This is a genomic window from Roseovarius pacificus, assembly GCF_900142665.1.
Classification (GTDB): domain Bacteria; phylum Pseudomonadota; class Alphaproteobacteria; order Rhodobacterales; family Rhodobacteraceae; genus Roseovarius; species Roseovarius pacificus.
Map to the genome: position 1 here is coordinate 251,049 of NZ_FRBR01000001.1, position 22,495 is coordinate 273,543.

A 22,495-nucleotide genomic window follows, 5' to 3' on the forward strand; every position below is an offset into this window, starting at 1 on the left:
CAAAGCCGGATTATTCGATCCAACCCTGCTCTTGGTAATACTTGGCGGCACCGGCATGCAGCGGGGCCGACAGGCCCGCGGTGGCCATTTCTTCGGGCTCAAGGTTGGCAAAGGCCGGGTGCAGTTTCTTGAAATCCTCGAAGTTCTCGAAGACCGATTTCACGACCGTGTAGACCGCCTCTTCGCTGACGGCATCCGAGGTCACGAAGGTCGCGCCGACACCAAAGGTCTGCGTGTCACCGTCATTGCCGCGATACATACCGCCGGGAATGGTCGCCAGACGATAGTACGAGTTCTCGTCCACAAGGCCCTGCACCGCGTCGCCGCTGACATTCACCAGCACACTGTCACAGGCCGTGGTGGCCTCCTGGATCGAGCCCGACGGGTGGCCCACCGTATAGACCATCGCGTCGATCTGGTTGTCGCACAGGGCCTGGCTCTGCTCGGCGGCCTTCAACTCGGTCGCCAGGGCAAAATCGTCGGTGGTCCAGCCAAGCGCGCCCATCAGCACTTCCATCGTGCCGCGTTGCCCCGAGCCGGGGTTGCCGATATTCACGCGCTTGCCCTTGAGGTCTTCGAAATTGGCCACACCGGCATCGGCGCGCGCCACGACGGTGAAGGGCTCGGGATGAACCGAGAATACCGCGCGCAGGCCTTCGAACGCACCGTCATCCTCGAATTTCGAGGTGCCGTTATAGGCGTGGTACTGCCAGTCCGATTGCGCAACGCCGAATTCCAGTTCGCCCGCGCGAATGGTCTTGATGTTGTAGATCGACCCGCCCGTGGATTCGACCGAGCAGCGAATGCCGTGATCCTTGCGGCCCTTGTTGACCAGACGGCAGATCGCGCCACCCGTGGGATAATACACCCCGGTCACGCCGCCGGTGCCGATGGTGATGAACTCTTCGGCCTGAGCCGCCGGAGCCATCATCGCGGCAAGCGCCGCACCGGCAATTGAGAATTTGAACTTCGAAAACATCATGGTCTCCCTTTGTTTGATGCTTGGTGACGTTTCAGCCGTCCCAGACTTCTCCAAGACGGCGGTTGCTCTCTTCGACCTTCGCGATCCGCTCGCGGGCGGCAGGACCGGCCCGGCTGACCAGCATCCCGATCATGGTTTCCACAAAGGCCAGCGTGGCCACGTAGGACGAATAGAAATGCGGACTGTCCGTCGGCACGACGAATCCCGCAGAGGCGTGGCGCAACGCCGGGCAGGAATGCGTGTCGGTGATCACCATCACGAACGCCCCCTGACGGGCGGCCAGTTCGGCGGCGGCGATCGAACGGGTGGAAAACGGCGGCTTCGTCACGATGATCAATGCATCGCGCTCATCGAGCCCCGTCAGACCGGCCCCGAGCGACGATCCCATGCGGCTCGCCATCGACCAGTTGTTGGTGCAGAAATTCGCCATGTAGGCAAGGTATTCCACCACCCCGGTCGATCCCAGAGCCCCCAGCAACTGCACCTGCCGCGCATCGTGCAGCCTGTCGATACAGTGCTCCAGAAGGTCGCGGTCGATGTCGTGCAACAGGCTGGACAGGTTGGCCTGACAGGCCCCGATATGGGCATCGAAGAATGCGGTTTCACCCGCCGCATGGGCCGTTTGCAATCGCTCCGCCCGGTCCGCAAAACTGTTCACCCGCCGGTCGATCTTGGTGCGCATTTCCTCGCGCAGGTCTTCGAAACTGCTATAACCGACGGCCCTTGCCATACGTGAGAACGTGGCCGGCGCCAGCCCGCTGTCATGGGCCACGGCGCGCAGGGATCGTGTGGCGGTGTCCACGGGATTGCTGGCCACATATTCACCGGCCAGACGCAGCTTTTCGCTGAGGCCGTTGAACCGTTGGGCCAGTCTTTGTTCGAACGACTCCGACAAGCCGTCTTCTCCCCGTTAGGTTATTTTTTAACCCAAATTCGTTTCACCTGTTTCACATATTGTCAATACGCGATTCATCTGTTTCAGTCACGTCAACCCATCCGGAGTCGCGCCATGAGCCACATTTTCCCCCGCCACACCAAAGCCAGCCTGCCCCTCGCCACGCGCGGTGAAGGGCCTTATATTTATGATCAAAGCGGCAAGCAGTACCTTGACGGATCGGGGGGCGCGGCGGTGTCCTGCCTCGGCCATTCCGACCCGGACGTGACCGCCGCGCTCAAGGATCAGGCCGACAGGATCGCCTTCGCCCATACCGGCTTTTTCACCTCCGAGCCCGCCGAACGGCTGGCGGATCGCCTGATCGCCCATGCGCCCGAGGGAATCGACCGGGTTTATCTGGTGTCCGGCGGGTCCGAGGCCGTGGAAGCCGCCTTGAAACTCGCGCGCCAGTATTTCCTCGAAACCGGCCAGCCACAGCGCACCCGCTTCATCGCCCGTCGGCAAAGCTATCACGGCAATACCCTTGGCGCCCTGGCCACCGGCGGCAATGCGTGGCGGCGCGAGCCCTTCGCACCGCTGATGATCAAAACCAGCCATATCTCGCCCTGTTACGAATATCGCGGGCGGCAGGACAGCGAAACGCCCGAGGCCTATGGCCTGCGCGTGGCCGATGAGCTGGAGGCCGAGTTGCAACGGGTCGGCCCCGAGACCGTGATCGCCTTCGTGGCCGAACCGGTGGTCGGCGCCACCGCCGGGGCCGTTCCGGCGGTTCCCGGTTATTTCAAACGCATCCGTGACATCTGCGACCGCCACGGCATCCTGCTGATCCTTGACGAGGTGATGTGCGGCATGGGCCGCACCGGCACGCTGTTCGCCAGCGAACAGGACGACGTGATCCCGGACATTATCACCATCGCCAAGGGCCTCGGCGCGGGGTATCAACCCGTCGGCGCGATGCTGTGCTCGGCTCGCATCTACGACGCGATCCGCGACGGCTCAGGTTTTTTCCAGCACGGGCACACCTATATGGGCCACCCGCTGGCCTGCGCCGCAGCCGATGTGGTGGTCGGCAAGCTGACCGATGGCGGGCTTACCGCACGCTCGGCCCAGATGGGCAAGGTGCTGGAAACCGCATTGAAAGACCGCTTCGGCCAACACCCGCATATCGGCGACATTCGCGGGCGCGGGCTGTTTCGCGGGCTCGAAATCGTGGCCGACCGCACAACCAGGGACCCTTTCGATCCGTCCCGCGCCATCCACAAAGCCCTCAAGGCGGCGGCGTTCGAGGCCGGCCTGATCTGCTACCCGATGGGCGGCACCATCGACGGGCAGCGGGGCGACCACGTTTTGCTGGCCCCGCCCTTCATCATCACCGAGGATCAGATCGGCGAACTGGTGGACAAACTCGATATCGCTTTCGGAAAGGTTTTCGCATGACCGCCCTGCCCCGCGTGATGGTTGCCCCCAACGGCGCGCGCCGCACCAAGGCCGATCACCCGGCCCTGCCCATGACCCTGCCCGAGATCGTCGAAACCGCCCGTGCCTGCCGACAGGCCGGGGCGGACGGGTTGCACCTGCACCTGCGCAATGCCGAGGGGCGGCACATTCTGGACGCGGGCCTCTACCGCGAAGCACTTGCCGAACTGCGCAGCGCCGTCCCCGACATGGCCCTGCAAATCACCACCGAGGCCGTCGGTCTCTATGACGCTGCCCATCAGCGAGAGATCGCCCTGACCTCGAACGCAAGCCTCGTCTCGGCCTCGATCCGCGAAATGACCACCGACACGCCCGATACGACCGCCCGCGCCTTTTTCGAAGACTGCGCCGCGCGCGACATCGCGATCCAGCATATCCTCTACGATCCGCAGGAATTCGACCTTCTGGCGCGCATCCTGCCGCCCGAACTGTTGCAAACGCCCGCCCTGCAACTGATCTTCGTGCTTGGCCGCTACAGCGAAGGGCAACAAAGCGATCCCGCCGACCTGCACCCGTTTCTGTCACAACTTGAAACGCGCGCCCTGTCCCCGGACTGGGCGGTTTGCGCCTTTGGCAGCAGCGAAACCGCCTGTCTGGTCGAGGCGCATGAACATGGCGGCAAACTGCGCGTGGGTTTTGAAAACTCGCTCTGGCATTCCGATGGCAGCCTTGCGCGCGACAATGCCGAGCGGGTGGAACGGGTGCTGGCCGCCTGCGCCTGATACGCCGCCGCATCGCCAGGCCCGAGCGATGCTTTCGCTGGACATCTGAACTGATCGGTTTACCCTGTGCCAAAGCATGGAACAGGCAAAGGGGTCTGGCATGAAACTGACCGTCGATAGCACCCTGCACGATCTCGATATCGAACCGGAAATGCCCCTGCTGTGGGTTCTTCGGGACGAGCTTGGGCTTACCGGTGTGAAATACGGCTGCGGCATCGCGCAATGCGGGGCCTGCACCGTCCAGATCGACGGGGTCGCCGTGCCGTCCTGTCAGACGCTGGCGGGCGATGTCTGGGGGCCGGTCACCACGATCCACGGCCTTGGCACACCTGACGCATTGCATGCGGTACAGGCGGCCTGGATCGACCATCAGGTCGCGCAATGCGGTTATTGCCAATCGGGCCAGATCATGCAGGCTGCCGCGCTGCTGGCGGAAACCCCCGCTCCGACCGAAGAACAGATCGACGATGCGCTCAGCGGCAATCTGTGCCGCTGCGGCACCTATCCACGCATCCGCGCCGCAGTGAAATCCGCCGCCGCCAGATTGCAGGAGGCCCCGGAATGAGCCGCGCCGGAAAGATCGCCCGCCGCACCTTTCTGATCGGGTCGGCAGCCATCGCGGGGGGCGTCGCCTTTGGCGTGGTGATGTATAAACGCCCGCATGAAAACCCCTTGCTGTCCGGTCTGGCCGAGGGCGAGGCGGCGCTCACCCCCTATGTGCGGATCACCCCGCAAGGGATCACCCTGATCACGCCGCGCGCCGATCTGGGCCAGGGAGCCTACAACGTGCAGGCCGTTCTGATCGCCGAGGAACTGGACGTGACGCTGGATCAGGTCGCTGTCGATCCCGGCCCACCAAGCCCGGCCTATTACAACACCGCCCTGTCGCATGACTCGGCGCCCTTTGCATCCACCGATGACAGTTTCATGGCCGAAACCACCCGTGCTGTTCTGGACGCACCGATGAAATTCATGGGCATCCAGATCACCGGCGGCTCGACCACCGTACCGGATGGCTGGGAAAAACTGCGCCACGCCGGGGCCGTGGCACGCGAAACGCTCAAGGCCGCGGCCGCCTCGCAAACCGGCATGAACACCGCAGACCTGCGCACCGAGAACGGGGCCGTGATCCTGCCCGACGGCACCCGCCTGCCCTATACGGATCTCGCCGCCACTGCCGCGCAAATCGCCCCGGTCGAGGATGTCGCCCTGCGCGATCCTGTAGATTGGCGGCTCATCGGCCAGGATATGCAACGGCTCGATATCGTCGCGAAATCCACCGGCACGCAGACCTACGGGATCGACACCCGCCTCGAGGGCATGCTGTACGCCGCCGTGCGCACCAATCCACGCCAGGGCGGCGCGATGCACAGTCATGACGCCGCGCAGGCCGAAACCATGCGCGGCGTGCACAGGATCGTGCCGATCACCGGCGGCGTGGGCGTTCTGGCCGACAACACATGGCGCGCCATGCAGGCCGTGAATGCCATCGGGATCGACTGGGACCCCAACGCCAGCTACCCCGAAAACATGGAGGCCCACTGGCAAGCCCTCTCCGACAGCTTTACCGAGGCCAATCGCGACAGCCGGTTCAGGGACGACGGAGATGTCGACACCGCCCTGCAAGGCGCCGATACCGTGCAGGCCGAATACCGCGCGCCCTATCTGGCCCATGCCCCGCTTGAGCCGGTAAACGCCACCGTTCTGGTCACCGACACCCGTGTCGATGTCTGGACCGGGACGCAAATCCCGCGCTTCGTTCAGCAGAACGTGGCCGATATCACCGGGCACGATACTGACGACGTGCATGTCCATGTGCAGATGATGGGCGGCAGTTTCGGCCATCGGCTGGAGGACACGGTCGTGCGGCAGGCGGCGGAACTGGCCCTGGCGGTCAAGGGCACGCCGGTCAATCTGACCCTCTCGCGCGAAGAGGACATGGCTCATGACTACCCCCGTCAGATCGCCATGGCGCGTGGCCGGGGGGCGGTGGCGAATGGGCAGGTAACGGCCTGCGACCTCGGGATCGCCATGCCATCGGTCATCACCTCGCAGATGGGGCGGCAGGGCCTTCCCATTGCCGGACCCGATTTGCAGATCGTGGCCGGGGCGTGGGATCAGCCCTTTGCCATTCCCGACTACCGCGTCACCGGCTATCGCGCCAAAGGGCTGGCCCCGATCAGTTCCTGGCGGTCTGTCGGCGCGTCCTCGAACGGGTTCTTCCACGACAGTTTCCTTGACGAACTGATCCACGCCGCCGGGGCCGACCCGCTGGAAGAACGCCTGCGCCTGTGCAATCACGCCCCCTCGCGCAAGGTGCTCGAGGCGGTGGGCGACATGTCGAACTGGGACGCACCCCTCCCACAGGGCACGGGCCGGGGCGTGGCCTATTGCCTGTCCTTCGGCACCCCCTGCGCCGAGGTGGTCGAAGTCACCGACACCCCCGGTGGAATCCGCATCGACAAGGTGTTCGTCGCCGCCGAGGTCGGGCGCGTCGTGGACCCTGTGAACTTTGAAAATCAGGTTCAGGGCGGCGTTATCTGGGGGCTGGGCCATGCCATCATGGCCGAGATCACCTATGCCGACGGTCAGGCCGAACAGCAGAACTTCGACAGCTTCCCTTTCATGCGGCTGTACCAGTGCCCCGACATCGCCGTGCGCGGTCTGGAAAACGCCGACACCGTGCACGGCGTGGGCGAACCGCCGGTGCCGCCCGCCGCCCCGGCCCTGGCCAACGCCATCTTTGCCGCCACGGGAAAACGCCTGCGTGAAATGCCTTTCAACAAGTATATGGATTTCATTTGATTCCCACCCTTGCCTCTGAGCGCGCAGAGTGCTTGTTAGAGGCATGCCGCATCTGATCGTCACGCTTGCCCTGCTCGCGCTTTCCTCTCTCGCCGGGGGGCTTGCACTGCTGCTCGGCCTGCCGCTGCCCTTCCTGCTGGGGCCACTTGTCGTCAGCGCTGTGATCGCCACGGTCCTGCCACAACATCTACCGACCGGATACGACTTTCCTGCGTGGTTGAGACTGGCCTTTATTTCGGTCATCGGGCTGATGATCGGCGCTCGGGTCTCGCCCGAGCTGTTGGCCTCCGTACCGCAACTGGCGCTCAGCTTTTCCGCCATGGTCCTGTTCGTCCCCGTGGCGCATGCCTTCAACTACACCATCTTCCGCCGCATCGGCGGCTATGATCCTGCGACGGCCTTTTATTCCGCGACGCCGGGCGGGCTGTTCGAATCTCTGGCCATGGGCGAAGAGGCCGGCGCAGATCTGGCGCGGCTGACGCTGCAACAGTTCATGCGCGTCATCCTGGTCGTGACGATCCTGCCAATAGGCTTGTCACTGTGGCTGGGCCAGCCGGTGGGCAGTGCCAGCGGTATGTCTCTCGCTCATGATGGCGTCCCGTGGTCGGCCCTTCCGGTAATCGTGCTGGCCGGAATGGCCGGATATGCGGCCGGGCGCTGGTTACGCCTGCCTGCCGGGCAATTGACCGGACCGATGGCAGTGGCCGCGCTTCTGTCGGTCAGCGGGGCCTATCACCTCGACATTCCCCAATGGCTGGTCAATGTCGCCCAGATCGTTGTCGGCACCGCGCTCGGAATGCGCTTCACCGGCCTGTCTCGCCACCTGGTTCTGCGCGGGATGGGCCTGTCGTTTCTGTCGGTCGGCGGCATGCTGATCCTTGCCGCCTTCTTTGCCGAAGCGTTGTATCTGCTCATGGATGAACCCTTCGACGTCATGCTGATCAGCTTTGCCCCCGGCGGCGTGACCGAAATGGCGCTGGTCGCCCTGTCGTTGCAGGCCAATCCGGCGCTGGTCACGCTGCATCATATCTGGCGCATCCTGATTACCGTCCTCAGCCTGAGCCTGTCCTCCCGCTTGCTGCGCCGCTACCTTTGACACAAGGCCTGCCCTGCGTTATCTGAACACACGTTCATTTAACGGATCGGAGACCCGCCATGCGCATGACAGACACCGCCGCGATCATCACCGGAGGCGCCTCGGGACTGGGCGAGGCCACGGCCCGCCATTTCCGCAATCAGGGCGCACAGGTCACGATCCTCGACCGCGACAGCACCCGTGGCGAAACCGTTGCCCGCGACATCGGCGCAACCTTCGTGGAAACCGACGTCACCGACGAGGCATCGGTCCAGCACGCCATCGCCACGGCGAAATCCCATATGGGCAAGATCACCGCCGCCGTGAACTGCGCCGGAATCGTCGTCGGGGAGAAAACCCTTGGCAAAAACGGCCCGCACGATCTGGCCGCCTTCCGACGCACCATCGACATCAACCTGATCGGCAGCTTCAACGTGGCCCGTCTGGCCGCTGCCGAGATTGCACAGAACGCCCCCGGCCCCAACGGCGAGCGCGGCGTGATCGTGAACACCTCGTCGGTCGCGGCCTTCGACGGGCAGAAAGGGCAAACCGCCTATGCCGCCTCAAAGGGGGGGATCGTCGGCCTGTCCCTGCCGATGGCGCGGGATCTGTCGCGCGAGGGTATCCGCGTCATGGCCATCGCGCCGGGCATCTTCATGACCCCGATGATGCAAAGCCTGCCGCAAGAGGTGCAGGATCAGCTGGCTCAGGATGTCACCTTTCCCAAGCGCCTCGGCGATCCGGCGGAATACGCCGCACTGGCGCGCTTCATTGTCGAATGCGATTACCTGAATGGCGAGGTGATCCGCCTGGACGGTGCCCTGCGCATGCAGTGAGACAGCTCAGCCCAAGACCGGAAACAGCGCCTCGCGCACATAGGTTTCGGGCTTCAGCGCGACATCATACAGGCGCAGCCCCGAATCTGTGCACAGCCGGATCAGGTCGCGCCTTCGGTTTCGATTTTCAGATCATGCCCGCAATGCTTGCAATAGATCGCGTCCTGATCGTGTTTGATCAATCCGCATTCGGGGCACTTGTGCTTGACCTTGGCAGGTGAAAAAATCGCCCGCACCAGTTGCAGGAACAAGCCCACGCCCACCACCATGATTCCCACCGACAGCAATCGGCCCAACGGCGTCGTCATCGTGATGTCGCCAAACCCCGTGGTCGTCAGCGTTGCAACGGTAAAATACAGCGCGTCGATATAGTTGGTCAGCCCCGGCTCCTGCCCGCCGCGCAGCACGTCAACCAATGCCGTCATGGCAAAAATGAAGACGAGCAGATTGACCGCCGCAAGGATGGCATCCTCATGCCGGCGAAAGAACAGCGCATCGCGCCGCAGGTCGCGCATCAGATGATAGGAATGAATCAGCCGCAGCGACCGCAAGACCCTGAGCACCGCCAACCCCTGCCCGATAAACGGCGCCGCCAGCAGCGATGCGAGGACCACGATATCCACCCACACATAGACCCGGCGCATCAGCCACTTGCGGTTGGAGGCGATCCAGAAACGCAAGACCAGATCCAGCAGGATCAGGAACGCGATCAGGGCATCCATGATCATGATCGCCGGCGTCAGCTTCATCGTGGCCGTCGCCAGGAAAAAGACGATGGTAAGCGCATCGAAGATCAGCAGCCCATAACGAAATCGCGTCGCCCGTTTGCTGCGCCCTTCGTAGAGCAACCTGATCCTGTCTTTCAGCCGTCTGTCTTCAGCCATGTCCGCACCGATGGTTTACCGACACGATACCGACGTCGCACCGACATGCAAATTCAGCCATCGGTCTCGGCCTTTTCCGCCAGCATCAGCCATTCGTCTTCGGCCTGCTGCAAGGCCGCCTGACGGGTGCTCAGCGCCTCGCTCGCCTTTCGAAACTTGACCGGCTCGCGGGTGAACAAGTCCGGATCGGCCATCAGCTCTTCGAGCTTGGAAATCTCCGCTTCCAGCTTCCCGATTTCCTCCGGCAGGGCCTCCAACCGGTGTTTTTCGGTAAAGGACAAGCCGGGCCTGACAGGCTTGCGCGGCTTTGCATCGGCCTCTTTAGCATCTGATTTAACTTGTTTTTTTCCGGGTCCGGGCAACGACGCCCGCTCGGGGACATCCCCGCGCTGCGCCCGATAATCGCTCCAGCCCCCGGCATAGACAGTCGCCCGCCCGTCGCCTTCCATCGCGATCGTCGTGGTCGCCACTCGATCCAGGAAATCGCGGTCGTGACTGACCAGCAGAACCGTACCGTCAAAATCGTCCAGCAACTCCTGCAACAGGTCCAGTGTCTCGATATCCAGATCGTTGGTCGGTTCGTCCAGCACCAGCAGATTGCTTTCCCGCGCCATCAGCTTGGCCAGCAGCAACCGTGCTTTTTCCCCGCCTGACAAGGACTTGACGGGCGCTCTGGCCTGCCGCTCATCAAACAGGAAATCCTTGAGATATCCCACCACATGACGTGGCTGTCCACGCACCATGACCTGATCCGCCTGCCCCGAAACGCGCATATCCTTATCCCCGGTCAGGCTGTCCCACAGGGTCATTTCCGGGTCCAGTTTCGCACGGGACTGATCGAACACCGCCGGAATCAGATTGGTCCCGTGCTGGACAGTTCCCTGATCCGGTTCCACCTCTTTCATCAGAAGTTTCAGAAGCGTCGTCTTGCCGACACCGTTGGGGCCGACAAAGGCCACCCGTTCACCGCGCTGAATGCGAATCGAAAAATCGCGCAGGATGAGATTATCGCCGTAAGCCTTTGAAATTCCTTTGGCCTCGATCACCTTCTTACCCGATTTCGGCCCGGCGTCCAACGCCATCGCCGCCGTCCCCTGACGCCGGATCTGGGCCGCGCGTTCGGCACGCATATCCTGCAGGGCACGCACCCGGCCCTGATTGCGCTTGCGGCGCGCGCTGATCCCTTCGACGGCCCACCGGGCCTCGGCCTTGATCTTGCGGTTCAGCTTGTGGCGGGCCTGGTCTTCTTCGTCCCAAACCTTGTCACGCCACGCCTCGAAATCGCCAAAACCCTTCTCCTGTCGGCGCACAATTCCCCTGTCTATCCAGAGGGTTGCACGTGTAAGTTCACGCAGGAACGCGCGGTCATGACTGATCAGGACAAACCCCGCACGGGTCTGTTTCAGCTCCGCTTCCAGCCACGCGATAGCCTCGATATCCAGATGGTTCGTCGGTTCGTCCAGCAACATCAGATCGGGTGCTTCGGCCATCAGCTTGGCCAGTGCCGCACGGCGCCGCTCGCCCCCCGAGGCCGTCGCGACCGGCATCGCCGGATCGAACTTCAACCCCTCGGCGGCCATCTCGACCCGGTACATCTCGCCCGGCTCAAGGGCACTGGAGGCAAATTCCCCGAGCGTGGAAAACCCTGACATATCAGGATGTTGCTCCATGTATCCCACGCTGGTTCCGGGCGGGATGACCCGATCGCCGCTATCGGCCTCGACCAGCCCGGCCATGACCTTCATCAAGGTCGATTTGCCCGACCCGTTGCGCCCGACAAGCGCCACCCGGTCCCCCGGCTGAACCACCAGAGAAACCTTGTCGAAGATCGGATCGCCGCCGAAGGTCAGCGAAATATCGGAGAGTTGCAAAAGCGGAATACGTGCCATGACAGCGGGCTATCCCGCGTCCCGGCAGGCGTCAAGCGGCCTGAAACGCGGCACCGGTAAAACGTCGGTATCGTGTCGGTATTTCGTCGGTGCGCCAGCCTATTGCGCAACGGCGCGCAACAGGCGCTTTCGCGCCGGGGGAATGGCGGCGATTTCCAGCCCCGTGAACACATGCAGCGTGTTCAACTGCCGGTCGACCACCGCATGATCGCTGACCCACCCGCCCATCAACAGATAGGTGCGCAGCAGCGGCGGCATCCCCAGCATCGCCCGTCTGGCATCCGGCGAGCGCAGCCGCAACCGTTGGGCAAAACGAAAGACCGAAGGCGCCTTAACCCGCGGCAACCAGCGACGCGGCGCGATGTGGCGCTCGGCCAGCATGGCGAAGGCGTCCAGATAGCGCTCGGCATCGGTCCCTTTGAAGGACGAACAGCCAAACAGCATCTCGACCCCGTTTTCATCCACGTAGCGCGTCATGGCCCCCCAGGCCACGCGGATCACATCCGGGTCATGCAGGTCGGGGTGGATGCAAAACCGCCCCATTTCCACCATCGGCCCCTCGAACGCCCTGAGCGCCGAAAGCTCGTAAAACTGCGCCGAATAGCTGCGCCCGATATCGGCTCCGCCGCTCAGCGGCAGAAGGCGGAAACAGCACACAAGGCGTTCGCCCGCGACCTCTTCCACCAGAACATGCGTGCAGATGTCGTCGAAACCGTCCCGATCCAGGATGCTGTCGTCATGTCCGGCCCCGTCCAGAAACGCCAGCGCCCGAAGACGCTGCGCCGCGATCACATCCTTGCCGTCTTGCGCGATGCGCGCCCGATAGCGCCCCTTGCACAATGCCGCCATGTCATCCACCTCAGTCGACCGTTCGAAAACGGTAAGCGTGGGCACAATGGCACGCAAGATATGACAAAGGCTTGACGCGGATCAGTTGAACATCTGCGATGGATCGATATTGCCGATATTACTGAGAATCTGACGAAGGAAGCCATTATCGATGACCGACGAGTCGGTCACACGGCGCGACAACGGCACGATATGCCCGTCCTCGAGACCGAATCGTTCGATATTGGCGATGGTGTCGTCTTCGGCGAAACTGATGGCCAGCACCTGCCGTTCGACGACCTCGGGGCGGTACATGCCGAATTCGCGAACGCGGCTGCGCACATAGTAGTAATCGCCCTGATCCAGCATTCCGGCCGTAGAAGGCGCCCCGATCATATCGTCAACCGTGGCACGGGTATCCACGCCGACAACCAGTTGCTGAAGGTCTTCCTCAAGAGGCACGTAGCCATGATTCCTGTAGGTGGCGGAACAGGCAGTGAGGGCGATCAGGCCAAGCACGACCATGGCGCCGCGCGTCCGCTTTATGATACCAAACATGTCCACCCTCTTGATATTGGCCCGATATGCCTTTTATCCCGCTTACAACAAGGTGGGGCACAGGTTCAAGAAAGGAAGACAGCGCTTTGACCCAGGACAGCACTTCGGCCAGGACGGTCTACCGCATCGCAGAGCTGTCCGCGGGGCGGCCGGTTCGCTTTGCCCTGCGTCCCGGCAAACCCGAGATGGAACGCATCGCGGAACAGCTGGGCCTTTCGGGGCTGCGCAAGGTTTCGTTCACCGGCACACTGGCCTCCCAGGGCAAACACGACTGGCGGCTCGATGCCACGCTCGGCGCGACGGTGATCCAACCCTGTGTCGTCTCGCTGGAGCCGGTCACCACGCGCCTGGATACGCCGGTGGAACGCGTGTTCGTCGCCGATATGCCCGGCACGCCGGACGGCGAGGAAATCGAAATGCCCGAAGACGACTCGGCAGAACCGCTCCCCGAGGCCATTGACCTGACCGCCGTGATGATCGAAGCGCTGACACTGGCCCTCCCCGACTATCCCCGCCGCGACGAGGCCGCTCTGGAACGAACCGAGTTTACCCCGCCCGGAGCCGACCCGATCCGCGAGGAAGAGACCAAACCCTTTGCCGCCCTCGCGTCGCTCCGGGACAAATTGGACGGCAAGGGCTGAGTTGCGAAAAAACCGCTTGCCCTGACCCGAATTCGCTGTATTTTCGCGCTCTCACCGGAATTTGGGGTTGAACCGGCGGCTCTGTACGGATTAAGAGCCGCGGACACTCGTGAAACCGGGCCGCATGGCCCACAGGAAATTGAGGTTGCGACATGGCTGTCCAACAGAACAAAGTCTCGAAATCGCGCCGCAACAACCGCCGCGCCCATGACGCGCTGGTTGCGGCCAACCCGAATGAATGCCCCAACTGTGGCGAACTGAAGCGTCCGCATCATGTTTGCTCGGCCTGCGGTCATTACGCCGACCGCGAAGTCGTCGCCATGGTTGACGAAGTCGATCTGGATGAAGACGCGGCCTGAATATCTGAAGGGCGGGCGTCCGCATGACCGCAGGAATGGAAAATTCTAACGCGGGTGCCGGACGCACCATCATTTCTATAGACGCCATGGGTGGCGACAAGGGGCCGGCAACTGTTGTTGCCGGCATCGCGCATTCGGCCAGGAAGAATCCGGATATCGCCTTCATCCTGCACGGCCCCCGTGAAACGCTGGAACCATTGGTTGCCAAGCGCAGGCACCTGGCCGGACGCTGTGAAATCCGGCATGCGACCGATATCGTCAAGATGGAGGACAAGCCCAGCCATGTCCTGCGCAACGGGCGCGAGACCTCGATGTGGTCGGCGCTGGAATCGGTGCGCAACGGCGAGGCGACGGTTTGCGTGTCCTGCGGCAATACCGGGGCGCTGATGCTGTTGTCGGTGGTGCGGCTGCGCAAGCTGACAGGCATCTATCGCCCCGCCATCGCCGTGCTTTGGCCGTCGAACAACCCGCAGAGATTCAACATCATGCTGGATGGCGGCGGCGATATTCGCGCCGACGCCAAGGATCTGATGCAATACGCCCTGATGGGCACGTCCTATGCGCGCAACGGTTTCGGGCTGTCGCGCCCGCGTGTCGGGCTGCTGAACGTCGGCACCGAAGAGCACAAGGGACGCGCCGAACTGAAAGAAGCCCATGATCTGATCGCCGCCAACGCGGCGCATTCGGATTTCGAATTCGTCGGCTTCGTCGAGGGGCGCGACCTGCCCGGCACCGTCTGCGACGTGATCGTGACCGACGGGTTCACCGGCAACGTGGCGCTGAAGACGGGCGAAGGGATCGCCGGGCTGATCTCGGAATTGCTGCGCGAGGCGTTCCGCTACTCCCCCCTGTCGCGGCTGGCGTCGGTTCTGGCTTACACATCGCTCCGGCGGCTGCAAAAACGAATCGACCCGCGCCGCGCCAACGGCGGCGTTTTCCTCGGGCTGAACGGTACGGTCGTCAAATCGCACGGGGCAGCGGACTCCACCGGTGTTTCCGCCGCCGTGAAACTGGCCTTCGAACTGGCACAATCGGGCTTTACCCAAAAGCTGGCCGCGCGGGTTGCATCCGCCACGATGCTTGACCAAGATGGCGCAACTGACAACTCAGACAATGGTGACACTGCATGACTCTGCGCGCCGTCGTGGAAGGGGTTGGGCATTACCTGCCTGACCGGATCGTTCCGAATTCGGAATTCGAGAAAAGCCTCGATACTTCGGACGAATGGATTCGCACGCGCTCGGGGATCGAGCGGCGGCATTTCGCGGCTGAGGATCAGACGACGTCCGATCTGGCCGTGCGCGCCGCGCGCGCGGCGCTGGAAAACGCGGGGCTGAGCGTCGAGGATATCGACGGGATCATCGTGGCCACCTCGACACCCGATCTGACTTTTCCCTCGGTCGCCACCATGGTGCAACGCGATCTGGGCATGACACGTGGGTTCGGCTTTGACGTGCAGGCGGTCTGTGCCGGGTTCGTCTATGCACTGACCAACGCCCATGCGCTGATCGTGGCCGGTCAGGCCAGGCGCCTTCTGGTCATCGGCGCGGAAACCTTCAGCCGGATCATGGACTGGACCGACCGGTCGACCTGCGTTCTGTTCGGCGACGGCGCAGGCGCCTTGATTCTCGGCGCGCAGGAAGGAAACGGAAGCACCGAAGATCGTGGCGTGCTGTCGGCCGACCTGAACTCGGACGGGCGCTATCGCGAGATGCTCTATGTCGATGGCGGGGTCTCCTCGACCGGGACGGCGGGCAAGCTGCGCATGCAGGGCAATCCCCTATTCCGCCAGGCTGTCGAAAAACTGACCTCCACCGCCGATGCGGCTTTGGACAAGATCGGCCTGCAAGGCAGCGATGTCGACTGGATCGTGCCGCATCAGGCCAATATCCGCATCATTCAGGGCACCGCCAGGAAAATGGGCCTGTCGATGGACAAGGTCATCGTCACCGTGCAGGACCACGGCAACACCTCTGCCGCGTCGATTCCGCTCGCCCTGTCGGTCGGTGTCGAACAGGGCCGCATCCGGCAAGGCGACCTCGTCCTGTCCGAGGCCATTGGCGGCGGGCTGGCCTGGGGGGCGGTCGTCCTGCGCTGGTAGGTCCGTTTTTCGCTTAAAGAGATACCGCCAAGTCGTTGACATTGACTCGGAAAATCCTTCCGCCCTAAAGTCTGCCAAGCAAAGAGGGAAAGAAATGACCGAGAAAACAATCACCAGAATGGATCTGAGCGAAGCGGTCTTTCGCGAGGTCGGCCTGTCGCGCAACGATTCCGCACAGCTTGTCGAAAGTGTCCTGGCACATATGTCCGATGCTCTTGTGAGCGGCGAGCAGGTAAAGATTTCGTCGTTCGGCACCTTCTCGGTCCGCGAGAAATCGGCCCGCGTGGGCCGCAATCCCAAAACCGGCGAAGAGGTTCCGATCAATCCGCGCCGTGTTTTGACATTTCGTCCCTCGCATCTGATGAAGGATCGGGTTGCGGTCGGCAATAAACGCTAGGATATCCGTCGATCATGGGCAAATCCGCCGACGCCTTCCGGACAATCAGCGAGGTGGCCGACTGGCTTGAAACCCCGGCCCATGTATTGAGATTCTGGGAAAGCAAGTTCAGTCAGGTCAAACCGGTCAAGCGCGCGGGTGGCAGGCGGTATTACCGCCCTGCCGACATGCTCCTTCTCGGTGGAATCAAGAAACTGCTGCATGACGACGGCATGACGATCAAGGGCGTGCAAAAGCTGCTGCGCGAACAAGGCGTCAAACACGTGGCACAGCTGTCTCCGCCGCTGGACGATCTGGACGGAGATGCGGGAATCACCGTTGACGCTCAGGAAACCTCCCGACCCGAAGGGGCCACCGTGCTGGATTTCTCCCGTGGCACCACCCCGGACACGAAAACGAAATCCACCGCAAAGGATGCCGGACAGGGTAAACTCGATTTGGAGGACATCACCCCGTCCGAAACTGAACAGCCCCCGAAAGACGCGGATGCAGCAAGCGTCAGCGATGAGTCCGATGCGCCGACGACACCGCCGGTGCAAGAGACCCCCGCCCCCCCTCCCGAAGCGCCGCCACTTCCCGAAAGCGTCGAGGCCAGCACGGACGAAACGGACCCCGACATTTCGCATGCCGCGCCTGCTCAGCCCGACGACGGTACGGGGTTCGACCACAGCCCAGATGAGCCCCCCGAAACGGCTGCCCCGCTGACAGAAGACAACTCCGAAGCCACCGCGACCGAGATCACCGAGGCCGAACAGGAACCGGCCGCGGAAAGCCCTCCCGCCCCTGCCCCGGACAATATCGACCTGCCCGACGATCCGTCCGATACGATTGCAGCCGAGTTCGGTGTATTGGCCCGTTTGAGCCGCCTTTCCTCGGTCCCCGACAGCAAAACGTCAAAACGGATCGCCGCGCTGGCCGAACGCCTGCACGCAGTGATCCACCCGGACAGGTAATTGCACGAATTCCGACACGAAAAATCGGATTTCCCTCTTGTTCCCCCTGCCAAAACCGGTATGTAACGGCCACATGTCGGGCTATAGCGCAGTCTGGTAGCGCGTCCGTCTGGGGGACGGGAGGTCGCAGGTTCGAATCCTGCTAGCCCGACCATGAAACCGCCCCCATCACCGGCACCCGACGCGGGGTATGTCCCGGCAACGGGTATGCCCGGAGGAAACGGGGGATGACATGACCGGTGTTCTTGCCAGCCAGCAGATTTCGGCCCTGATCGCCGACGGGCGCATTTCGGCGCAGCCCGCCATCATTCCCGAACAGATCCAGCCCGCCAGCCTCGACCTGAGATTGGGCAAGGTGGCCTACCGTGTGCGCGCCTCGTTCCTGTCGGGGCACGGCCGCAGCGTCGCCGACCGTCTGGCCGAACTGGAAATGCACCGGATCAACCTCAGCCAGGGCGCGGTTCTGGAAAAGGGCTGTGTCTATGTCGTGCCCCTGATGGAACATCTCGACCTTCCGGCGGGGTTGCAGGCGGTCGCCAATGCCAAATCCTCGACCGGGCGGCTCGATCTTCTGACCCGGATGATCACCGATGGCGGAACCGAGTTCGACCGCGTTCCACAGGGCTATTCCGGCCCGCTTTACGCCGAAATCTGTCCGCGCTCCTTCTCGGTCCTGGTTCGTCCCGGCATGCGGCTGAATCAGATTCGCTTTCGCGAAGGTCAGGCGATTCTCGACGATGCGGCCCTGCGCGCGCTCAACGCCGAAACGCCGCTTGTCGACGGCGAGGCGGTGATCAGCGACGGGCTGGGCTTTTCCGTGGATTTGAAGCCCGCCAGCGGAACCCTCGTCGGGTATCGCGCCAAACCGCATACAGGGGTGATCGACCTCGACAATATCGGCGGCTACGACCCGGCGGAATATTGGGAAGAGGTCCATTCCGATTCCGGGCGCATCATCCTCGACCCCGGCGCGTTCTACATCCTCGTCAGCCGCGAGGCGGTGCATATCCCCCCTGCCTATGCCGCCGAAATGGCGCCGTATCTGGCCATGGTCGGGGAATTCCGGGTGCATTACGCAGGCTTCTTCGACCCCGGTTTCGGCCATGACGCCGCCGGCGGTGCCGGGTCGCGCGGCGTGCTGGAAGTGCGCTGTCATGAGGCCCCGTTCGTTCTGGAACACGGGCAGGTCGTGGGGCGGCTGGTTTACGAGAAGATGGATCAGGTGCCGCAGCACCTCTATGGGGCGGACCTGAAATCGAACTATCAGGGACAAGGCCTGAAGCTCAGCAAGCATTTCCGCACCGTCTGAGTGCCCCGCGCTCAGAACTTTCCGAAACGGCGCGTGATGCGCATCGCCTGCCGGGCCCGTTGCTGGGTTTTCTTGCTGTCGGGGCCCTGAGCCCGCGTCTGTTCGGGCGTATCCGTCTCACCGCGCGCCTTGCGTTTGCTGACCGCGTTGATCCCGGCATTCACACCGCCGTTCATCAGCCGCCGGACGACGATCCGAACGAACATATTGACAAGCTGATTGACGTTCATGACGCCCTCCTGATCTGCCTATGAACATCACATAACATCAAACAATGCAAATTTCAGGGCATCCGGCCGGTTTTTGCGGGATTATTCTTCGAACATCTCGCTTTGATCGGTGTCCTCGCCCTCTTCGCCCTCCTCCGGCGATTGCGGCATGGCCCCCGGCGGCGGGCGGCTTTCCAGCAGGCCAGCGGATCGCAACTCTTTCAGCCCCGGCAGGTCGCGTGCCGATTCCAGCCCGAAATGATCCAGAAACGTCTGCGTGACCACGAAAGTCACCGGGCGGCCCGGCGTCATCTTGCGCCGCCCAAAACGGACCCACTCCATTTCCAGCAACTGATCGACCGTTCCCCGGCTCACCGAAACCCCGCGAATTTCCTCGATCTCGGCACGGGTGACCGGCTGGTGATAGGCGATGATCGCCAGGGTCTCGATTGCCGCGCGGCTGAGTTTGCGGGTTTCCACGGTTTCCTTCTGCATCAGGAACCCGAGGTCCGACGCCGTGCGCAGCGCCCAGGCATCTCCCACCTTGACCACATGCACCCCGCGCCCGTCATAGCGTTTGCGCAGATGCGCCAACGCCTCGGCGGCATCGCAGCCATGCGGCATCCGCGCCTCCATCTCCCTGACGGTGATCGGTTCGGCACTGGCAAACAGCATCGCCTCGCACATGCGTTCCTGCTCGGCAATGGGGGGCGCATCGAACAGGCTTTCTTCTTTGTTTTCAGTCTCGTCTGACATGCTCTTAATCCTTGCGCCGCAATTGGATCGGCGCGAATGTGTCCTCCTGTCGGATCTCCGCCTTGCCTTCCTTGACCAGTTCCAGAGAGGCGGCAAAGGTCGATGCCGTGGCCGAGCGGATGCGCGCGGGGTCCGAGGTAAAGCCCTCGGGAAGATAGGTTGAAATATCCGTCCAGGTCGCCGCAAACCCGATCAGGGGTCGCATGCGCTCCAACGCCTGCTCCAGCGTGAACACCGCGTCGCGGTCCATCACATAGGGGCGGAACTCGTCCTTGGTGCGAATGCGCGCATAGCCCTGCATCAGGTCCAGCAGGCTGGCCGTATAGGTCACGCGCTTGACGCGCATCACGTCTTCGGGGATGCCGCGGGCAAAGAAATCGCGCCCCAACTGATCGCGCGCCATCAGCCGGGCCGCCTGTTCGCGCATGGCTTGCAGGCGCTCCAGCTGAAACGCCAGATGCGCGGCCAGTTCCTCGCCCGATGGGCCCTCTTCTGTCGGGTCGGGGGGCAACAACAAGCGGGATTTCAGGAAGGCCAGCCAGGCGGCCATGACAAGGTAATCGGCGGCCAGTTCGATCCGCAACTGCTTGGCCTTCTCCACGAAGGCCAGGTATTGATGCGCCAGTTGCAGAACCGAGATCTTGCGCAAATCGACCTTCTGCGTGCGACTGAGCGTCAGCAGAAGGTCCAGAGGCCCCTCGAACCCGTCGACATCGACAATCAGCGCCTCCGCCGCCATGCGGTCGGCGACGCTGGTCACGCTTGCCTGATTGTCGTCGAATTCGTCGTCAGCCATCACCGCGCCCGTTTAGCAACGCGTCAAGCTTTGCTTCAAGGGCGGGAATGTCAACCTCATCGGGTGTTTTCCGGGCGGCAAGCGCCCTTTCCGCGCGCGCCTGCCCCGCCTCCGACAGCTGGCCGGACGCCTCGGCGACCGCACAACGCTCGTCAAGCGAGGCATTGCACAGCAACACCACGTCACAACCCGCCTCCAGCGATCCGCGCGCAATATCCGGCAGCGAGCCGTTCAGCGCCTTCATCGAGATATCGTCGGTCATGATCAGCCCGTCAAACCCGATTTCCTCGCGGATCAGCCCCATCATCACCGGCGACAAGGTTGCAGGCCGCGCGTCGAGCGCGGAATAGACCAGATGCGCCGTCATCCCCATCGGCAGGTCGTTCAGCGCATGGAACGGCGCAAAGTCGATGCTGCTCAACTCGGCATGCGGCGCATCGACCACCGGCAGATCGAGGTGACTGTCCACCACCGCCCGGCCATGTCCGGGGATATGCTTGAGCACCGGCAACACCCCGCCATCCAGCAGCCCGTCAGCCACCGCGCGGCCCATGCGCGCCACCGTGCCCGCATCGAAGCCATAACAGCGATTCTTGAGAAAATCATGGGTCTGCGGCCCCGCCACATCGACCAGCGGCGCACAATTGCTGTCGATCCCCAGATCGTGCAGTTCAGCCGCGATCAGGCGATACCGCACATACATCGCCTCGGCGGCGTTTTGGCCCGCCTCGGCCACATGTTCCAGCGGCGGCAGCCATTCGCGCCATTGCGGCGCGCGCAGGCGCTGCACGCGCCCGCCTTCCTGATCAATGGTGATCGGCGCATCGCGGCCCACGGCATCGCGCAGGTCTGCGCACAGGGCGCGCACCTGATCCGGTGTGTCGATATTACGCGCGAACAGGATAAAGCCGAAAGGATTGGCGCGCGCGAACAACTGCTTTTCGTCCGGCGTCAGCCGCAGCCCTTCCGCATCGAGGATGCAGGCCCCGAACGGCGCACTCACCGTGTGACCACCGGAATGCAATCGGTGTTCTCGGCAACAAGTGCCGAACAGAACCGCCGCGCATCGCTGAGGTCGGAAAAGCCCATGGCGCGCAACCGGTAGAAGGTCCGCCCGCCGCTTTGCGCCTTTTGCACGACGCGATCCTTGTCCGCCAGGTATTCCGAGAACCTGCCGTTGAGGCGCTCCCATTCCTTTTGCGCGATCTCTGCGGATTCGAACGCCCCAAGCTGCGCCATGCGCGTGCCCGCGGGAATGGACTCCGGATCGACATTGCGCTGCGTCTCGGGCTCGGCCACCGCCGCCACCTGCTCGACCTTCGCCAGCGACGCCGGGCGCACCTGCGGGCGCAACGACCGGCCAAGCCCCCCGCTCACCGTTGCAGGTTGCGATTCCTCCGCTTCGGGTTCGGCGTCTGGCGCGGTCGCCGCAACATCGTCATTGTCGTCTTCAAACGTCGGAGACCCCGTCGCCAGTTGCGTGGCCAGGGCTTCGGCAGCCGCCAGTTGAACCGACTCGGGATCGGTAAGCGGCGGCTCCTCGGCCTCGGCGGCAGGGCTGATCTCGGCCTCTTCGGTGGCGGCCCGCGCCATCTGATCGGAGGGCTGATCTTCCAGCGTCAGGTCCAGCGGCCTGGGCGCCAGGATCAGCCGGTCGGCGGGTTTGGCCGCGGTTCCCTCGGCGGCCACCTTGTTCACGGCCAGGCCCTGATTGAGCGCCTGCCGCCCGCCGGGATTTTCCGGCTGAACGCGCATCGGCCCTTCCGCCGCCCGGACCACCGGAACGCCGCTGACATCGCGCACCATGATCTTGTAGCCCCAGACCCCCACACCGGCGATCAGCGCCAGCGATACAGCCGCACCCGCCAGATTGGTGAATTTCCTTACGGTATTACCCTGCTCTGCCGCAGCCATATGCTGCATGCCCTGCATGTCTGCCATGTCTCGCCTCGTTTTACCGCCAGCGATACTTGGCCGCCGGGGGTCATTTTGACTTGCCTGATCCCCGGCGCATTTGCGCGGCT

General features: G+C 63.2%; 24 protein-coding genes and 1 tRNA gene. 14 read left to right on the forward strand and 11 right to left on the reverse strand.

Going from position 1 to position 22,495, the window contains the following annotated elements:
* Positions 1-10: 10 nt before the first annotated feature.
* On the reverse strand, positions 11-979 hold the full coding sequence (locus tag BUB53_RS01220; RefSeq protein WP_073033655.1) for a TAXI family TRAP transporter solute-binding subunit: 969 nt from the start codon (positions 977-979) through the stop codon (positions 11-13).
* 34 nt (positions 980-1,013) lie between these two features.
* Entirely contained in the window at positions 1,014-1,877 is an 864-nt protein-coding gene (locus BUB53_RS01225) for a MurR/RpiR family transcriptional regulator (protein ID WP_229709461.1), read from the reverse strand.
* A gap of 114 nt (positions 1,878-1,991) precedes the next feature.
* Between BUB53_RS01225 and BUB53_RS01230 the strand changes: the two genes are divergently transcribed.
* From BUB53_RS01230 to BUB53_RS01255, 6 genes are all read left to right on the forward strand, one after another.
* The gene (locus BUB53_RS01230; RefSeq protein WP_073031810.1) at positions 1,992-3,314 is read left to right on the forward strand and encodes an aspartate aminotransferase family protein; all 1,323 of its coding nucleotides are present in this window, start codon (positions 1,992-1,994) and stop codon (positions 3,312-3,314) included.
* The gene (locus BUB53_RS01235; RefSeq protein WP_073031813.1) at positions 3,311-4,075 is read left to right on the forward strand and encodes a beta-keto acid cleavage family enzyme; all 765 of its coding nucleotides are present in this window, start codon (positions 3,311-3,313) and stop codon (positions 4,073-4,075) included. Before BUB53_RS01230 ends, BUB53_RS01235 begins: the two co-directional genes overlap by 4 nt.
* 100 nt (positions 4,076-4,175) lie before the next feature.
* Positions 4,176-4,640: a (2Fe-2S)-binding protein gene (locus BUB53_RS01240; RefSeq protein WP_073031815.1), complete on the forward strand. Its 465-nt coding sequence runs from the start codon at positions 4,176-4,178 to the stop codon at positions 4,638-4,640.
* Positions 4,637-6,880 (forward strand): xanthine dehydrogenase family protein molybdopterin-binding subunit, encoded by a 2,244-nt coding sequence (locus BUB53_RS01245; protein ID WP_073031816.1) that lies wholly within the window; start codon positions 4,637-4,639, stop codon positions 6,878-6,880. The genes BUB53_RS01240 and BUB53_RS01245 overlap by 4 nt, the downstream gene beginning before the upstream one ends.
* 43 nt (positions 6,881-6,923) lie before the next feature.
* The gene (locus tag BUB53_RS01250) at positions 6,924-7,976 is read left to right on the forward strand and encodes an AbrB family transcriptional regulator (protein ID WP_073031818.1); all 1,053 of its coding nucleotides are present in this window, start codon (positions 6,924-6,926) and stop codon (positions 7,974-7,976) included.
* Positions 7,977-8,035: 59 nt separating this feature from the next.
* Positions 8,036-8,791: a 3-hydroxyacyl-CoA dehydrogenase gene (locus BUB53_RS01255; protein WP_073031820.1), complete on the forward strand. Its 756-nt coding sequence runs from the start codon at positions 8,036-8,038 to the stop codon at positions 8,789-8,791.
* A gap of 101 nt (positions 8,792-8,892) precedes the next feature.
* On the opposite strand, the gene BUB53_RS01260 is transcribed toward BUB53_RS01255, so the two are convergent.
* From BUB53_RS01260 to BUB53_RS01275, 4 genes are all read right to left on the reverse strand, one after another.
* A complete protein-coding gene (locus tag BUB53_RS01260; RefSeq protein ID WP_073031821.1) occupies positions 8,893-9,675 on the reverse strand; it encodes an ion channel in 783 nt (260 codons plus the stop codon).
* A gap of 53 nt (positions 9,676-9,728) precedes the next feature.
* A complete protein-coding gene (locus BUB53_RS01265) occupies positions 9,729-11,564 on the reverse strand; it encodes an ABC-F family ATP-binding cassette domain-containing protein (RefSeq protein WP_073031823.1) in 1,836 nt (611 codons plus the stop codon).
* Between the two features lie 99 nt (positions 11,565-11,663).
* Complete coding sequence (locus tag BUB53_RS01270) at positions 11,664-12,413, reverse strand: GNAT family N-acetyltransferase (protein WP_073031825.1); 750 nt, start codon at positions 12,411-12,413, stop codon at positions 11,664-11,666.
* Positions 12,414-12,494: 81 nt separating this feature from the next.
* A complete protein-coding gene (locus tag BUB53_RS01275; protein WP_073031827.1) occupies positions 12,495-12,950 on the reverse strand; it encodes an outer membrane protein assembly factor BamE in 456 nt (151 codons plus the stop codon).
* Between the two features lie 86 nt (positions 12,951-13,036).
* Here BUB53_RS01275 and BUB53_RS01280 point away from each other — a divergent pair, with 86 nt between their 5' ends.
* The 8 genes from BUB53_RS01280 to BUB53_RS01315 all read left to right on the forward strand — a co-directional run bounded on the left by BUB53_RS01280 (position 13,037) and on the right by BUB53_RS01315 (position 18,710).
* Positions 13,037-13,591, forward strand: a complete 555-nt coding sequence (locus BUB53_RS01280; protein ID WP_073031829.1) for a YceD family protein — start codon at positions 13,037-13,039, stop codon at positions 13,589-13,591.
* A 152-nt stretch (positions 13,592-13,743) separates the two neighbouring features.
* The gene (gene rpmF / locus BUB53_RS01285; RefSeq protein WP_073031830.1) at positions 13,744-13,950 is read left to right on the forward strand and encodes a 50S ribosomal protein L32; all 207 of its coding nucleotides are present in this window, start codon (positions 13,744-13,746) and stop codon (positions 13,948-13,950) included.
* Positions 13,951-13,985: 35 nt separating this feature from the next.
* Positions 13,986-15,080: a phosphate acyltransferase PlsX gene (gene plsX, locus BUB53_RS01290; RefSeq protein ID WP_373285757.1), complete on the forward strand. Its 1,095-nt coding sequence runs from the start codon at positions 13,986-13,988 to the stop codon at positions 15,078-15,080.
* Complete coding sequence (locus BUB53_RS01295; RefSeq protein WP_073031834.1) at positions 15,077-16,051, forward strand: beta-ketoacyl-ACP synthase III; 975 nt, start codon at positions 15,077-15,079, stop codon at positions 16,049-16,051. Before plsX ends, BUB53_RS01295 begins: the two co-directional genes overlap by 4 nt.
* 94 nt (positions 16,052-16,145) lie before the next feature.
* Entirely contained in the window at positions 16,146-16,448 is a 303-nt protein-coding gene (gene ihfA / locus BUB53_RS01300) for an integration host factor subunit alpha (RefSeq protein ID WP_073031836.1), read from the forward strand.
* A gap of 14 nt (positions 16,449-16,462) precedes the next feature.
* Positions 16,463-17,401, forward strand: coding sequence for a MerR family transcriptional regulator (locus BUB53_RS01305; RefSeq protein WP_073031844.1), 939 nt, complete (start codon positions 16,463-16,465; stop codon positions 17,399-17,401).
* A 77-nt stretch (positions 17,402-17,478) separates the two neighbouring features.
* Positions 17,479-17,555, forward strand: a tRNA-Pro gene (locus BUB53_RS01310).
* Positions 17,556-17,633: 78 nt separating this feature from the next.
* Entirely contained in the window at positions 17,634-18,710 is a 1,077-nt protein-coding gene (locus tag BUB53_RS01315; RefSeq protein ID WP_073031846.1) for a 2'-deoxycytidine 5'-triphosphate deaminase, read from the forward strand.
* 11 nt (positions 18,711-18,721) lie between these two features.
* Here the strand turns inward: BUB53_RS01315 and BUB53_RS01320 are convergent, their stop codons facing one another.
* From BUB53_RS01320 to BUB53_RS01340, 5 genes are all read right to left on the reverse strand, one after another.
* Positions 18,722-18,940 carry a hypothetical protein gene (locus tag BUB53_RS01320; RefSeq protein ID WP_073031849.1) on the reverse strand — a complete coding sequence of 73 codons (219 nt, stop codon included), beginning with the start codon at positions 18,938-18,940 and terminating at the stop codon, positions 18,722-18,724.
* 81 nt (positions 18,941-19,021) lie between these two features.
* Positions 19,022-19,675, reverse strand: coding sequence for an SMC-Scp complex subunit ScpB (scpB, locus tag BUB53_RS01325; RefSeq protein ID WP_073031851.1), 654 nt, complete (start codon positions 19,673-19,675; stop codon positions 19,022-19,024).
* A gap of 4 nt (positions 19,676-19,679) precedes the next feature.
* Complete coding sequence (locus tag BUB53_RS01330; protein ID WP_073031853.1) at positions 19,680-20,471, reverse strand: segregation and condensation protein A; 792 nt, start codon at positions 20,469-20,471, stop codon at positions 19,680-19,682.
* Positions 20,464-21,474, reverse strand: a complete 1,011-nt coding sequence (gene nagZ / locus BUB53_RS01335) for a beta-N-acetylhexosaminidase (RefSeq protein WP_229709460.1) — start codon at positions 21,472-21,474, stop codon at positions 20,464-20,466. The genes BUB53_RS01330 and nagZ overlap by 8 nt, the downstream gene beginning before the upstream one ends.
* Positions 21,471-22,412, reverse strand: coding sequence for an SPOR domain-containing protein (locus tag BUB53_RS01340; protein ID WP_073031857.1), 942 nt, complete (start codon positions 22,410-22,412; stop codon positions 21,471-21,473). The genes nagZ and BUB53_RS01340 overlap by 4 nt, the downstream gene beginning before the upstream one ends.
* Positions 22,413-22,495: the final 83 nt, after the last annotated feature.

What these genes read in the sequence shown, in the direction of transcription:
- BUB53_RS01275 (WP_073031827.1), bottom strand. Translation starts at nt 12,950, where the DNA reads ATGTTTGGTATCATAAAGCGGACGCGCGGCGCCATGGTCGTGCTTGGC.
- ihfA (WP_073031836.1), top strand. Translation starts at nt 16,146, where the DNA reads ATGACCGAGAAAACAATCACCAGAATGGATCTGAGCGAAGCGGTCTTT.
- BUB53_RS01255 (WP_073031820.1), top strand. Translation starts at nt 8,036, where the DNA reads ATGCGCATGACAGACACCGCCGCGATCATCACCGGAGGCGCCTCGGGA.
- BUB53_RS01265 (WP_073031823.1), bottom strand. Translation starts at nt 11,564, where the DNA reads ATGGCACGTATTCCGCTTTTGCAACTCTCCGATATTTCGCTGACCTTC.
- BUB53_RS01230 (WP_073031810.1), top strand. Translation starts at nt 1,992, where the DNA reads ATGAGCCACATTTTCCCCCGCCACACCAAAGCCAGCCTGCCCCTCGCC.
- BUB53_RS01315 (WP_073031846.1), top strand. Translation starts at nt 17,634, where the DNA reads ATGACCGGTGTTCTTGCCAGCCAGCAGATTTCGGCCCTGATCGCCGAC.
- BUB53_RS01295 (WP_073031834.1), top strand. Translation starts at nt 15,077, where the DNA reads ATGACTCTGCGCGCCGTCGTGGAAGGGGTTGGGCATTACCTGCCTGAC.
- scpB (WP_073031851.1), bottom strand. Translation starts at nt 19,675, where the DNA reads ATGTCAGACGAGACTGAAAACAAAGAAGAAAGCCTGTTCGATGCGCCC.
- BUB53_RS01240 (WP_073031815.1), top strand. Translation starts at nt 4,176, where the DNA reads ATGAAACTGACCGTCGATAGCACCCTGCACGATCTCGATATCGAACCG.
- BUB53_RS01320 (WP_073031849.1), bottom strand. Translation starts at nt 18,940, where the DNA reads ATGAACGTCAATCAGCTTGTCAATATGTTCGTTCGGATCGTCGTCCGG.
- BUB53_RS01330 (WP_073031853.1), bottom strand. Translation starts at nt 20,471, where the DNA reads ATGGCTGACGACGAATTCGACGACAATCAGGCAAGCGTGACCAGCGTC.
- plsX (WP_373285757.1), top strand. Translation starts at nt 13,986, where the DNA reads ATGGAAAATTCTAACGCGGGTGCCGGACGCACCATCATTTCTATAGAC.
- BUB53_RS01340 (WP_073031857.1), bottom strand. Translation starts at nt 22,412, where the DNA reads ATGGCAGACATGCAGGGCATGCAGCATATGGCTGCGGCAGAGCAGGGT.
- BUB53_RS01245 (WP_073031816.1), top strand. Translation starts at nt 4,637, where the DNA reads ATGAGCCGCGCCGGAAAGATCGCCCGCCGCACCTTTCTGATCGGGTCG.
- BUB53_RS01220 (WP_073033655.1), bottom strand. Translation starts at nt 979, where the DNA reads ATGTTTTCGAAGTTCAAATTCTCAATTGCCGGTGCGGCGCTTGCCGCG.
- BUB53_RS01250 (WP_073031818.1), top strand. Translation starts at nt 6,924, where the DNA reads ATGCCGCATCTGATCGTCACGCTTGCCCTGCTCGCGCTTTCCTCTCTC.
- rpmF (WP_073031830.1), top strand. Translation starts at nt 13,744, where the DNA reads ATGGCTGTCCAACAGAACAAAGTCTCGAAATCGCGCCGCAACAACCGC.
- BUB53_RS01235 (WP_073031813.1), top strand. Translation starts at nt 3,311, where the DNA reads ATGACCGCCCTGCCCCGCGTGATGGTTGCCCCCAACGGCGCGCGCCGC.
- BUB53_RS01305 (WP_073031844.1), top strand. Translation starts at nt 16,463, where the DNA reads ATGGGCAAATCCGCCGACGCCTTCCGGACAATCAGCGAGGTGGCCGAC.
- BUB53_RS01260 (WP_073031821.1), bottom strand. Translation starts at nt 9,675, where the DNA reads ATGGCTGAAGACAGACGGCTGAAAGACAGGATCAGGTTGCTCTACGAA.
- BUB53_RS01270 (WP_073031825.1), bottom strand. Translation starts at nt 12,413, where the DNA reads ATGGCGGCATTGTGCAAGGGGCGCTATCGGGCGCGCATCGCGCAAGAC.